We start from the raw sequence: 12,852 nt of genomic DNA on the forward strand, positions 1-12,852 counted from the left end.
TCTTGGTTGTTGAGGTGTCAGTTGTTCTTCGTGGTCAGGCGGCCTTCGAAGGCGATCTGGAAGGCGTTCAGGGGCGCCTTCCAGCGCATGGTCCACCTCTTGCGGCCCTTGCCGGTCGGGTCCAGGCTCATCAGGGCCATGTAGATGCACTTCAACGCGGCGGCCTCGTTGGGGAAGTGACCGCGGGCGCGGACGGCCCTGAGGATGCGGGCGTTGACGCTCTCGATCGCGTTCGTGCTGCAGATGACCTTGCGGATCTCGACGTCGAAGGAGAGGAAGGGGACGAACTCGGCCCAGGCGTTCTCCCACAGCTTGATGATCGCCGGATACTTCCGGCCCCAGGCTTCCTGGAACTCCAGGAACCGGCTCCGTCGCCGCGTCCTCGCCGGGGGCGGTGTAGACGGGCTTGGGCGCCTTGGTGACCTTGTCCCAGTCCTGGCGGGCCGCGTAACGGAACGAGTTGCGCAGCAGGTGAACCACGCACGTCTGGACAATCGTGCGGGGCCAGACGGTCTCCACGGCCTCGGGCAGGCCCTTGAGCCCCTCACAGACCAGCATCAGCACGTCGTCCAGGCCGCGGTTCTTCAGCTCGGTGAACACATGCAGCCAGTACTCGGCGCCATCGCCGCCGTCGTCGACCCAGATGCCGAGGATGTCCCGAGTGCCGTCCACGGTCACCGCCATCACCACATATATCGGGCGGTTCGCGACCTTCCCATCTCTGATCTTGACATTGATGGCGTCCACGAACAGAACGGGGTAGACGCGGACAAGGAGAGCACCATCTCGTCGACACCGGTCAGACGCCGCTGCCGCTTCTTGACGATCTGCGGCTCGAAGCTGCCGCCGGTATCGCGTGGCACCCTTACCTCTACCGGGCCGACATCGGTCAGCACGGTCTTCGCCCGGGTCCCGTTGCGGCTGTTGCCGTTGTTCTTCCCGGCCGGATCGGGCTTCTCATAGCCGACGTGGTCGGTGATCCCGCCCTCAAGGGCGGACTCGAGCACCCGCTTGGTGAGCTGTTGCAACAGCCCGCCCTCGCCGGTCAGTTGCAGCCCCTCGTTGCGGGCACGGTCAACCAGCACCGCAACGAGCTGCTCGTCCGACACCGCACTCGACTGTGCCTGAACCACCTGTTCGCCCTGCTCGTTCTCCACGGCGGTCTCCGTCATCAGACGCATCTCCTTGATCATCAGATCCGCCTCCTCAGACGACGGGCAGGTTGCGCGCCATGACGATGCGCTGGACCTGGTTGGTGCCCTCGTAGATCTGCGTGATCTTGGCGTCGCGCATCATGCGCTCGACGGGGTAGTCACGGGTGTAGCCGTAACCGCCGAGGAGCTGGACGGCGTCCGTGGTGACCTCCATCGCCGCGTCCGAGGCGAAGCACTTGGCGGCGGCGCCCAGGTAGGTCAGGTCGGTGTCACCGCGCTCGGAGGCGGCGGCGGCCTGGTAGGTCAGGGCGCGGGCGGCCGAGATCTTCATGGCCATGTCGGCGAGCATGAACTGGATGCCCTGGAAGTCGCCGATCGCCTTGCCGAACTGCTTGCGCTCCCGGACGTAGCCCTTGGCGTAGTCGAGGGCGCCCTGGGCGATGCCGAGGGCCTGGGCGGCGATGGTGATGCGGGTGTGGTCCAGCGTCTTCATCGCGGTGGCGAAGCCGGTGTCCTCCTCGCCGATCATGCGGTCCGCCGGGATGCGGACGTTGTCCAGGTAGACCTCGCGGGTCGGGGAGCCCTTGATGCCGAGCTTCTTCTCGGGGGCGCCGAAGGAGACGCCCTCGTCGGACTTCTCGACCACGAAGGCGGAGATGCCCTTGGAGCGCTTGGCGGGGTCGGTGACCGCCATCACCGTGTAGTACTCGGACTCGCCGGCGTTGGTGATCCAGCGCTTCACGCCGTTCAGGATGTAGTGGTCGCCGTCGCGGACGGCCTTCGTCTTCATGCCGGCCGCGTCGGAGCCGGCGTCGGGCTCGGAGAGGCAGTAGGAGAACATGCCGTCGCCCTTGGCGAGCGGGGTCATGTACCGCTTCTTCAGGTCCTCGGAGCCGGAGAGGATCACCGGGAGCGAGCCCAGCTTGTTCACCGCGGGGATGAGGGAGGAGCTCGCGCAGACGCGGGAGACCTCCTCGATGACGATCACCGTGGCAAGGGCGTCCGCGCCCGCGCCGCCGAACTCCTCGGGCACGTGGACGGCGTGCAGGTCGTTGGCCACCAGCGCGTCCAGCGCCTCCCGCGGAAAGCGGGCCTCCTCATCCACGGCGGCGGCGTACGGCGCGATCTTCGCCTCGGCCAGCGAACGGATGGCGTCACGGAGCATGTCGTGCTCCTCGGACGGGCGGTACAGGTCGAAGTCAGCCATTGCCTCCTCGGTGGTCCGGAGTTGGTGCGGCGTTCCGCAATGTGTGACGCGGAGAGGGAGGAGTGGTGTGCGGCGCTGGGAAGAGGACCGTCAGAGTGCGTGGCTCTGCTCACTGGCTCGTTCTGCCGTGCCGTGGGGCCCGGTGCTCAGAGGGGTGCCTCATGACGGGGACGCCGTGGGTCCGGCACCGGCTGAGCTGGGCCTGAAGCGGGTGAAGTGCGACGGTGCGGAGATTCCGCCGACAGCCTCGCGGGCCCCGGCATGGAGCATGGCGTGCTCCTCAGGTCGAAGCCGAGCACAGGACACCTCGCTCTGTTGGTACTCAGTACCCTCGTTATGTGCGCTGAGTGCCATCATGTGGAAGGGGGTATACGTTCTTGTTGTGAGCGATCAGATCGGCCGACCCCAGCAGCGCGCGAGCGCTCGCCGGGATGGTCGACTACCTGAACCAGGGCTCTGTCGACCCCGACTCCATAGCCCGGGCATGCGGGGCAGCCCGGCTGGTCCTCCGTATGTATGCCGCCAACCCGGACTTCTCCGTGCGGCGCTACGCCCTGACCCGCAGTGTGCCCGCTCTCAAGAACCACGAGATCTCGGTCGTCTGGCAGTACGAGCGGGCTCTGGCCTCGTATCTGGAGCGCCGCTTCGCGACATTGCCGGACGGCGGTGCCCGCGCCTGCACGGCAGCCGCAGCGGTTGTAGCGGCCCACAACTACGGACTGCGTGCCTGGCTCCGCTCCGGAGGCACCGGCGATGCCACTGTGGTCGTGGACAGCGCCCTTGACCTGGTGCACCGCACCTGGAGCAGCGGCGCGGAATCTGTCGTCGTCGTGGCCCGCGCCGACGCCCCCATGTGGCGCTTAGTGCAGCAACTCGAAGAAGTCTGGCCTCGCCGCACCCCTCATACGGATGACACTCAGAACCAATCGTGAGGGAACTCGGTTCCCTCTTTGAGGGTGCGGCGTCAGACGTCTCACCTTGCCGGAGTCCTGCGACGGGAAGTGGCGCAGCGCGGCAGACGGCCGGAGCGTCAGCGAATGCGGCTCGCCGGCGACGTCGGCACTGAGTCTCATCCCATGGTTGCGCGGCCGGTCAGAGGGCAGGCTGCCGTCGGCTCATCGACTGACGGTGACGTCGAGGGGGGCCCGAAACGAAAGCAGGCCCAGCATCGGAGGCTCGGTTACACCCTCCTCCAGCCGTACTCCGGGCAGACGACCGGCCGCTACTCGCAATGCCACCGCTGCCTCTGTGCGCGCCAGGGACGCGCCCGGGCAACGATGACGACCGACGCCGAAGGCGAGATGATGACGGACATTCGCCCGATCCAGACGCATCCGCTCCGGGTGAGGGAAGATCTCCGGGTCGGATCCACTGCCCAACAACATCAGCAGCAACTGCGCGTCGGCAGGGATGTGCACCCCGCCCAGTTCGGTGGAGCGAACGGTGACCCGGCGCCAAGTAGTGACCGGTGGCTCGCGGCGTAGCATCTCCTCCACCCATGCCTCGGCCAGACCTGTACGGCGCGGCAGATGCTGCCAGAGCCCCGGCTCAATGAGAGCCCGGCGCAGTGCCGTGGCGATGAGTTGCCCGGTAGTGGACTGTCCGGCAATGAATACGAAGAAGCAGGCGGCCACCGCTGTCCCGACGTCCAGCGGCTCGCCGTCGGGCAGACGATGGGGAGCCAACGCGCCGATGAACGAGGTGGACGGGGCGGCACCGCGCACTGTGCGGGTCAGCCACTGGTGGAACTCGCCGACGAGCTCGGCCAGTTCGAGTTGCCTGTCCGGGCTGGGCCTGCCCCAGAACAGCTCCAGCGAGGCATCACTCCAGCGAATCAAGGTGGCCGGAGCGACTCCCTCGATGCCGAGGAGCTCCATCAGTACCCGGCACGGCAGCACTTGCGCGAAAGAGCTGAACAGCTCGCAGCGACCAGTGGCGTCGATCTCCGAACACACGGTGTCGAGCAGATCCTCGGCGACGCGCTGGATGACCGGGACGGCTGCGGCGACACGCTCGGCGTTGAAGAACCGGGTCACCACGCGGCGCAGTCCGGGGTGGCTGGCAGTGCCGTTGTTGGCGAGCGCGGACGGGAGCGTGAAGTTGGCCCGGGCGAGAATCCTCAACGCCCCGACCGACAGCGGGGCGACGGCGTGCAGAGCGTTGTCGGGGCGGAACACGGACGGGGCGAGCAACACCCGGCGCACATCGTCGTAGCGACTGACCAGCCACAACCCGGTGCCGGAGTCGTAGTGCACAGGAGCCTCGGCCTGCAGCCGACCCAGCCAGGGGTACGGGTCACGGACGAAACCGTCGCCGAACAGATCGAGCAGGTCGAGCGGAGCACGGGTGCCGAGCGCCGCCGGGCAGCCTCCTGGACTGGTTCCGGCGGGTTCGCTGCGGGACGGGAAGGTGTGCGGGACCGGGGAAGCCACGGCCGGAAGCTAACACGCGAAGACGCGCTCCTGTCTCCGCTGTGCGCGGCATCACTCGATCAAGATGCGCCGGCCTCAGAGACCGCCACCGTCCTTCACAAGACGCCGCAACGAGGGAAGCAGGCTGTCGATGTCCTGCCCGGTTCTGAACGCGACAACAGTGGTGCCACCGCCGCGCTCCGGTGAGGAGCCGGGTGCCGGAAAGAGAGCGAGCACCTCGCGCATCGCCTCGTCCACTTCCGCGACCGGGTCGGACGACTCGCCCCGCAGCCATCGACGCAGCACGTGGTTGTGGGCGGCGACCACCGCGGCGGCCATGAGTTCGGCCCGTAGCGACGCCGATTCTGTCGGGCCACCCATCCACTCCGCGATGAACTCACGGAACAGTCGCTGATAGCGGGCCACACTGGCGATCTCCCGGTCCCGCAGGGTGGCCACCTTGCTCGTGAGGGCGTATCGCTGCCTCGCCAGGTCACCCTCGTCCACGTAGTGCAGCAGGACGAGCCGGACCGCGTCCGAGACGGCGACCAGAGCGGTGTTGTTGCTGGAGGTCGCCAGCCGCTCTCTGATCAGCTCCAGGAGCCGGTCGTGGTCCGGGAAGATGACGTCTTCCTTGGAGCGGTAGTTCCGGAAGAACGTCGTGCGTCCGAGGCCCGCTCGCTCGGCGATGTCGTCGACGGTCGTCTGCTCGTATCCGCGCTCGTCGAAGAGCGCGAACGCGGCGTCTGCCAGTCGGATCCGTGCAGGTGGCTTGCTCATGAGCGCTCATCCTTCCCTGTCCTGCCACGCAGCCGCCACTCGTCACCTTGATGGGACTGAATGCCGCGCTGCGGGTATCGGCTACCAGACACAGGCTGTGGGGCATGACCATTGCGCGCGCAGGCGTCCCCGCGTCCAGCCCTCACAATTTTCGGAACTGAGTACTTTACCTGCGGGACTCAGTCCCATACTGTGTATGTGCACGCCACCACAACGGTGCGACGTGCTTCAGCCGTGATCGGTGAGCCCTCGCCCCGTCGCGGGTCGTTTCGGGACCGAGGACGGAGAGACGCCGTGCTCTATGCAGCGATCGAAACCATCGAAACCACGGACAGCGCCCCCGTTGAGCAGGAGGCCGGTTCGAGCGTCGTGCCCCCAGACGCGGAACGCCTCGAGCAGGTGTCGCTGGGCGGAGTCGGGGAGGAAGGGCTGTACTTCCAGCGCTGTCGCTGGTGTCAGACCCCTGCCTTCCGCCGTCTGCTGTGTCCCGTCTGCGCTTCAACCGACTTTGCCCGGGAGCGTAGTTGCGGCATCGGTGTCGTCCGCCACGTCATGGCCACAACCCAGAGCTTCGGGAGACGGTGCGTGCTCGCCACCATCGACATGGACGAGGGATTCTGGGTGACTTCCAAGATCATCGGTGTGCCGCCGCGCGTGCGGCTCGGTGTCTCGGTGTGTCTGACACAAGGCGTGGAGTCCGGCGCTCAAACACTCCTCTTCCGCCTCACCGAGTCTCTGCGGCATTGAACGGGCAACAGCGCTGCTTGCCCAGCAAGCCAACGATCACTCTCCAGCTCTCCTCAGGGGAGAGGCATCGCGCGGGCGCCGTCGGCGACGACGAACGTGTCCTTCGCGTCCGCCCTGGTCTCGCCCGAAGAGAGGTCTGCGTCCACCGCGATGCAAGACAGCGTCGTGGATCGCCAGATCACATGACCAACAGCTTCCGCCGGCAGCCGAGTTTGGTCGCCCCGGGAGAGTGGCCAGTCTCCGGGTCCTTCAGCTGCCCCGTTCTACCCACTCGTTGTTGCCCAGCGCGAAAGGGATCGAGCCCTCGGATCATGGGCCGCCATAGCGCGCGGATGAACGCCTACTTGCCGTCTTCGTCAGGTTTCAGCGCCTCCATGACGCACGTCGTGACGTCCTCCACCGTGCCGACCGCCGAGACCGTGACCACCAGGCCGCGCGCCTTGTAGTAGTCGATGATCGGCTCGGTCTGCGTGTGGTAGACGTCGAGCCGCTTGCGGACCGTCTCCCGCGAGTCGTCGTCCCGCTGGTACAGCTCGCCGCCGCAGACGTCGCAGACACCCTCCTTCTTCGGCCGGCTGTACGTCACGTGGAAGACGTGGCTGGAGTCCTTGCGGCAGATCCGCCGCCCGGCGATCCGCTTGACGACCTCTTCCTTGGGGACCTCGAGGTCCAGGACGGCGTCCAGCTTCATGCTCTCGGACTGGAGCATCTCGTCCAGTGCCTCGGCCTGGGACACATTGCGCGGAAAACCGTCCAGCAGGAAGCCGTTCTCGGCGTCCGGCTTTTCCATGCGGTCCTTGGCCATCCCGATGGTGACCTCGTCCGGCACCAGGTTGCCCCCGTCCATGTAGGACTTCGCGAGCTTCCCGAGCTCCGTCTGCTGGCTGATGTTGGCGCGGAACAGGTCGCCCGTGGAGATGTGCGGGATCGACAGGTTCTTGGCGAGGAACGCAGCCTGCGTTCCCTTGCCGGCACCCGGCGGCCCGACGAGGACGATACGCATCAGCGGAGGAACCCTTCGTAATCGCGCTGCTGGAGCCGACTCTCGATCTGCTTCACGGCTTGAGACAGACCTCATGTTCCGAACTGCACCCTGAACTGGTGAGTGTGTCTTCGCTGGTGTCATCGACCTGAACGCGGGAGACTCCTCGCGGAGAGTCGATCTCGGCCGCGTGCATGAAATCCAAGAAGCGAGCCGCGACAGGCGAGAGGTCCTGAGAACAGTGGTACGCCACGCCGATGACTCTGGTTGCTTCCGGTGAATCCACGGGTACCGCGACGAGATCATCCAGACCGAAGCCCTGCACTTCCAGAGCCGGCAGAGCCGCCACGCCCACCCCAGCCCGCAGCAGGCCACGGATCGTCGCTGCGCTGCATGCGTTGAAGCGCTCGCTCACTGAGATTGAGTACTCGCTGAACGCGGCGTCGGTGATTGCTCGGATGCTGGTTCCGGGTCGCGTTGCGAGTACGGTCTCCCCCTTGAAGTCCGACCACGAGATGGACTTCTGCGTCGACCAATGGTGGCCGCGGTGCGCGACGCCGAAGAACTGTTCCCGCAGCAGCGGCTCGAAGCAGAAGTTGTCCCGCAGGTCACCATGGGCGGTCAGACCGAGTTCGACAGTTCCACCAGCGAGGCGTTCGACAACGTCATCCGCGGCTCCATCTATGATCTCGAACTCCACCTCGGGGTGATCCAGCATGAAGCCGCGGATCATCTCCGGCAGCACAGCCGCCGCGAGTGACGGCAGTGCGGCTACGGCGATGGTTCCGGACTGCGCTGCCACGTAGGACATGAAGCGGCTCAGCCGCAGGTCCATATCGTCGAGGACGGCACCCGTCATGAGCAGGAAGGCCTGCCCCGCTGCCGTGGTGTCGATCTGCCGAGTGGTGCGGTCGAACAGCCGCACCCTCAGGAGACGTTCGACTTCCTTGATCCTTCTGCTGAGGACCGACTGAGAGATGTGCTCCGCCGCGGCTGCTTTCGTGAAGCTGCCGGATGCGGCGAGGGTCCGGACTGCGCGAAGCTGCTGGAGCGTCAAGTCAGGAATCGGCATGGCACCACCTAGTGCTAGTGCTTCACCCACGGGTGGACGGGCAATCACGACTGAACCTGCGGTCTGGACCCGGAATCGACCTTCTGCGTACTCCTCGGCTTGGGCTCTCCCGCGGTACAGAAACAGCCCCTTGCGGCAGCGGGCCTGAGTCGGCGGGTTCGGGAATGTGGCTCATCCATCGGCGATGGAGGACTCTCGCCGGATCCAGCGCAGCTCGCCGAAGGCGCAGTGGCACCTGGGCCACCGCCGGCGTCATCAGCCGCAGATGAAGGCACCGTCAGGCGTGGGGAACGACCGCCCGGTCGTCGTTCAACACGGAGCGTGCCATCAGAAGGGTGTCCAATCCTTTGCTCGCACATAGATCATGAACGCCCTCCTCCCACGCCTGCGGCCCGACTTCACTTCACGCGATCTTCGTGGAATCAGCCATCTAGTTCGGCTTGGAGCGCACGTGGTTCGCGATTGCCGCGTCATCGTTCGCGCCGTACATCTCGTCGATCAGCGTTGCGAACGAGCGCACGACGGCATTGCGCTTCATCTTGCCGTTCACAGTCCGCTCTCCGTGCTCGACCTGCAGGGGCCGCGGCAGGATGCGAAAGTCCTTCAACTGCTCTACGCGGGCGAGGTCTGCGTTGACCCGATCCACCTCCGCTCGCAGGCGTTCGGCCAGCGCTTCCGCCGACTGGGCGTCTGCAGTGGTGCTCGGCTCGAACAGGACAGTGAGGTACTTGCGGGCGTCGCCGACGACGATGGCTTCGTTGATCAACGAGCTTTCCCTCAGCCGGGTTTCAATGGGCTGAGGATTGATCGTTTTGCCGCCGCGGGTAATGATCACATCCTTCTTGCGGCCGATGAGCCGGATGTCGCCCCGGGGTGTGCGCTCCATCAGGTCACCGGTGCAGAACCAGTCATCCTGGAAAACAGCCTCGGTCTCCGCAGGGTTGCGCCAATATCCGTCGAAGAGCAGCGGCGCGCGGAGCAGCATTTCTCCATCGTCCGCGACCTTCACCAGAAAGCGCGGGTCCGAAAACTCCTTGCCGATGAAGCCCGGCCGAGGGAACTGCTCATTGAAGTGTGCGATGGGCGTGCCGGCGGTCTCGGTGAGGCCGTAACACTCGCGAAGGTCGAGCCCCCAGATCTGCCAAATCGCGAGGACGCTCTCAGGCATCGCGGCAGATGCGGTGTAGGCAATCCGGACGCGATCCATTCCGACGGTTGCCCGTAGCGGCAGGAACACTCCGCGAAGGGCGGCAGCGTACGCGATCCGCAGCAACAGCGAGGGTCGGCGACGAGACCAGCGGAGTTCGGCCAGCCTGCGGCCCACCCACATCGCGGCGTCATAGGCGTAGCGGCGGAGTCCCGACCAGGTTTCTGGCCGTGCGATCAGTTCGCCGGCGATCTTCTCGTAGAAGCGCGGCGGCCAGAGCACTACTGTCGGCCGTACCGCGCGCAGGACATCCTCGTAGTCAGGGATGCCGCAGTAGGTGACCACCAGCCGTGAGAGCAGCGGCGTGAAAACCGAAACTACCGCCGGCGCCACGTGGGCCAATGGCAGGAAGCCCACCACATCGTGATCGCGGCTGATCAGCTGTGGATAGAGGCCGATGACGGTCTGAACCGAGTGCTGAATCGTGCGGTGCGAGTGTGTGACGCCTTTCGGCGCTCCCGTGGACCCCGACGTGTAGAAGAGCACGGCGGCATCATCGGGAGAGCCCGCGGAGACCAGCTTGGACAGGCGATCCGGGCCGTCGGCGTACCGTGCTCCTTCTTCGCGCAGCGTCTCCCACCTTGTCCCCTTGATCGTCTGGGGCAGCACCGGCGGAGCGTCGTCGATTCCGACCACGAGCCGCAGCTTCGGTGTGCGTGCGGCGATCCCCGCGACTTTGGTGAGGTCTGTCGTCGTCTCCCCGACGAAGGCGACCGCCTCGCTGTGTACGAGGAGTTGCTCGATCTCGGCGGGTGAGTTGGTCGGATACACGCCGATCACGACGCCGCCGACACTCTGCACGGCCAGCGCGGCGAACACCCACTCCGGGCGGGCGCTGCTCAACACCGCGACGCGATCACCGTGCTTCACACCTTGCGCGGCGAGGCCGAGCGCCAGAGAGCGTACCTGGTCCGCGTACGACCGCCACGTGACCGTCTGTGCAGCACCATCACGCCAGTAGCGCAGCGCAACGGTGTCAGGCTCTCGGCTCGCGCGATCGAGCAGCAGCCCCGGTAGCGTCCGGGTCGGTTGGAAATTGGTCAGATCCATGAGATGGCCTCTCTTACAGAGCTGACAAGACCGGGCCCGATGAGATTCATGCTGCACTCTCCCCAATAGGGAGGAAGCCGCCTCTGTACCAGGTCACCGGCTTGCTGCTACCTGTCCGCGCGTCGTGCACCCGACCGATGAGGATCATGTGATCTCCGCCTGGCACGGCCTGCTCCAGTTTGCAACGGATGACTGCCGCCGCATCGGGCAACAGTGGGTGACCTGCCTCATCGAATTCGAAGTTGCCGTAAGCGAACTTATTCTCACCCTTTGTCGCGAATTTGATCGCCAATTCCGCGTGTGCGTCCGTCACGATGTTCACGACGAAGTGCTTGGCCGCCATGAAAACAGGAAAGCAGTCCGCCCCCCGGTCCAGGCAAACCAAGACGAGCGGTGGATCGATGGACAAGGCCGCGAAGGAACTCGCGGTGAACCCGTGCAGCGTTCCTTCATCACTTCGCGTCGTCACGATCGTCACGCCCGAAGGGAACTGGGCCAATGCCGAACGGAAGGCAGTCGGGTCCAGTCCTTGAAATTGATCAACCATTGTATCCCTCGCGGGAGGCTCGGGCGGCAGGGTCAAGGAAGACTGTGCGCGCGTCGGCAACCGTGACGCGGAGCTGTTCTTCGTCCGGCCAACTGGCAGTCCCTGAGTGAAGAGCCCGCTTGAGCGCCGCGAACACGGCAGACGGGTTCGCGGCTGCCTTGCGCGCATCCGCCAGCGCAGTCGAGAGCAGGTCGTCCTGGTCGACCACCTGGTCGACGATGCCTATCGCCTTCGCATCGAATGCATCGATGGGATCTCCACCCAGCAGGAGTCGCCGGGCTGCGCGGTCACCAAGGATTTCACGCACTTGAGCGATTCCCTTTACGGCCGGCAGCATTCCGTGCTTGATCTCGGGGAAGACGAAACGCGCTGTAGTCGACGAGTACACCACGTCAGCGAACAACGCCATTTCGATACCGCCACCGACGCACCAGCCGTTAACCGCGCACACCAGCGGCCGGGGATAGTTCTCCAGTGCGCAGAGCAGCGCGTGGAACGACTTCATCCGCCCGGCCATCGCAGCGGCATTGAAGTCGACGGCCTCCTTCATGTCGCCACCCGCGCAGAAGAAGCGCTCGCCGGCGCCCGTCAGAACCAGCGCGGGGGCGTCAGGACCCTTGGCGAGGGTCTCCAGCTTCGCCGTCAGGTCGCTGACGAGCGAGTCACTGAGTGCGTTTGCGGGCGGGTGGTTCAGAGTGATGACAACCACGCCGTCCGCTTCGTCGGACGCGTGGACAACGCTCAGCGCTGTGTCGTGTGAACCTGCGGTCATGCTCGTCTCCGGGTTAGTTCGCCGGGGCGCCGGCGATGCGAGCGGAGGGGAAGTCCACGGGGCGCTTTTCCCGGAAGGCCTGGCGCGCTTCGGCGTAGTCGGCGCTGGCGAAGTCGATGATCTCGAGCGCCGAGGACAGTTCGTGCTGGGGCATCGCGTTGGTGAGCCAGGTGTTGAGCGCGCGCTTGGTGAAACGGAGAGCCTGCTGGGAACCACGCGCCAACTGGGACGCGACCTCGAGAGCACGGGGCAGTACCTGCTCACGGGGAACGGACAGACTCACAAGCCCGATCCGCTCGGCTTCGGCACCGGTCAGCTTCTCGGAGGTGAGCACGTAGTACTTGGTCTTGGCCATGCCGACGAGCAGTGGCCAGATGAGTGCGGCGTGGTCGCCGGCCGTCACGCCGACCTTGGTGTGGCCCTCAATCAGCACCGCGTCGTCCGCGGCGATGCTGATGTCGGCGAGGAGCGCGGTCGACAGGCCGTAGCCGACTGCGGGACCGTTGATCGCGGAGATGATCGGCTTCTCGATGCGCAGGACCGTCGCAACCCGCTTGCGCTCCGTCTCCAGCATCGCGAGCGTCTGCTCGGGCGTGGGATCGGGCTGCGCCACGTCCATCCCGGTACAGAATGCCTTGCCGGCTCCGGTGACAACCACGACCCGGGTCTGATCGTCGCGCTCGACGTCGGCCCAGATCTGGTTCATCTCCTCGAACATGGGCATGGTGAGCGAGTTGTACCGCTCGGGCCGATTGATCGTGATGAGGAGGACACCGTCGTCGCGGCGTTCGACGAGGACGTCGCCGGTGCCGTGCTTGTAGAGGTCACTCATCGTGGGGTCTCCTTGGTGTGGTGTTGGTGGAGTGCTTGTTGGTGGGCGGGGCGTGCGGTGCGGATGTCGGTGAGGATGTCGTTGGGTGGGC

The 12,852-nt window shown here is 65.7% G+C and carries 11 protein-coding genes and 1 pseudogene; 2 read left to right on the forward strand and 10 right to left on the reverse strand.

The genetic code is table 11. From position 1 onward, the window contains the following. Nucleotides 1-17 precede the first annotated feature (17 nt). Nucleotides 18-1,172 (reverse strand): annotated as a pseudogene (locus ACFWV8_RS19690) (IS256 family transposase). Nucleotides 1,173-1,206: 34 nt separating this feature from the next. Continuing rightward, nucleotides 1,207-2,361, reverse strand: coding sequence for an acyl-CoA dehydrogenase family protein (locus tag ACFWV8_RS19695; RefSeq protein ID WP_384203499.1), 1,155 nt, complete (start codon nt 2,359-2,361; stop codon nt 1,207-1,209). Between the two features lie 431 nt (nt 2,362-2,792). Between ACFWV8_RS19695 and ACFWV8_RS19700 the strand changes: the two genes are divergently transcribed. Further along, nucleotides 2,793-3,293, forward strand: a complete 501-nt coding sequence (locus ACFWV8_RS19700; protein ID WP_384203502.1) for a hypothetical protein — start codon at nt 2,793-2,795, stop codon at nt 3,291-3,293. 183 nt (nt 3,294-3,476) lie between these two features. Here ACFWV8_RS19700 and ACFWV8_RS19705 read toward each other — a convergent pair whose 3' ends face one another. Then, nucleotides 3,477-4,793 (reverse strand): cytochrome P450, encoded by a 1,317-nt coding sequence (locus ACFWV8_RS19705; RefSeq protein WP_384203505.1) that lies wholly within the window; start codon nt 4,791-4,793, stop codon nt 3,477-3,479. Nucleotides 4,794-4,868: 75 nt separating this feature from the next. Continuing rightward, nucleotides 4,869-5,552: a TetR/AcrR family transcriptional regulator gene (locus tag ACFWV8_RS19710; protein WP_384203508.1), complete on the reverse strand. Its 684-nt coding sequence runs from the start codon at nt 5,550-5,552 to the stop codon at nt 4,869-4,871. A 294-nt stretch (nt 5,553-5,846) separates the two neighbouring features. Here ACFWV8_RS19710 and ACFWV8_RS19715 point away from each other — a divergent pair, with 294 nt between their 5' ends. Next, nucleotides 5,847-6,299, forward strand: a complete 453-nt coding sequence (locus ACFWV8_RS19715; RefSeq protein WP_384203510.1) for a Zn-ribbon domain-containing OB-fold protein — start codon at nt 5,847-5,849, stop codon at nt 6,297-6,299. A 340-nt stretch (nt 6,300-6,639) separates the two neighbouring features. On the opposite strand, the gene ACFWV8_RS19720 is transcribed toward ACFWV8_RS19715, so the two are convergent. The 6 genes from ACFWV8_RS19720 to ACFWV8_RS19745 all read right to left on the reverse strand — a co-directional run bounded on the left by ACFWV8_RS19720 (nt 6,640) and on the right by ACFWV8_RS19745 (nt 12,761). Continuing rightward, nucleotides 6,640-7,302 carry an adenylate kinase gene (locus ACFWV8_RS19720; RefSeq protein WP_384203512.1) on the reverse strand — a complete coding sequence of 221 codons (663 nt, stop codon included), beginning with the start codon at nt 7,300-7,302 and terminating at the stop codon, nt 6,640-6,642. 52 nt (nt 7,303-7,354) lie between these two features. Beyond that, a complete protein-coding gene (locus ACFWV8_RS19725; RefSeq protein WP_384203515.1) occupies nt 7,355-8,353 on the reverse strand; it encodes a LysR family transcriptional regulator in 999 nt (332 codons plus the stop codon). 430 nt (nt 8,354-8,783) lie between these two features. After that, nucleotides 8,784-10,610 carry an AMP-dependent synthetase/ligase gene (locus ACFWV8_RS19730; protein WP_384203517.1) on the reverse strand — a complete coding sequence of 609 codons (1,827 nt, stop codon included), beginning with the start codon at nt 10,608-10,610 and terminating at the stop codon, nt 8,784-8,786. Nucleotides 10,611-10,656: 46 nt separating this feature from the next. After that, nucleotides 10,657-11,157 carry a flavin reductase family protein gene (locus ACFWV8_RS19735; RefSeq protein ID WP_384203520.1) on the reverse strand — a complete coding sequence of 167 codons (501 nt, stop codon included), beginning with the start codon at nt 11,155-11,157 and terminating at the stop codon, nt 10,657-10,659. Continuing rightward, the gene (locus ACFWV8_RS19740) at nt 11,150-11,929 is read right to left on the reverse strand and encodes an enoyl-CoA hydratase/isomerase family protein (RefSeq protein ID WP_384203523.1); all 780 of its coding nucleotides are present in this window, start codon (nt 11,927-11,929) and stop codon (nt 11,150-11,152) included. Before ACFWV8_RS19740 ends, ACFWV8_RS19735 begins: the two co-directional genes overlap by 8 nt. A gap of 13 nt (nt 11,930-11,942) precedes the next feature. Further along, nucleotides 11,943-12,761 (reverse strand): enoyl-CoA hydratase/isomerase family protein, encoded by an 819-nt coding sequence (locus tag ACFWV8_RS19745; RefSeq protein WP_329390590.1) that lies wholly within the window; start codon nt 12,759-12,761, stop codon nt 11,943-11,945. Between the last annotated feature and the right edge of the window lie 91 nt (nt 12,762-12,852).

The organism is Streptomyces sp. NPDC058665, assembly GCF_042714995.1.
In the GTDB taxonomy this organism is placed as follows: domain Bacteria; phylum Actinomycetota; class Actinomycetes; order Streptomycetales; family Streptomycetaceae; genus Streptomyces.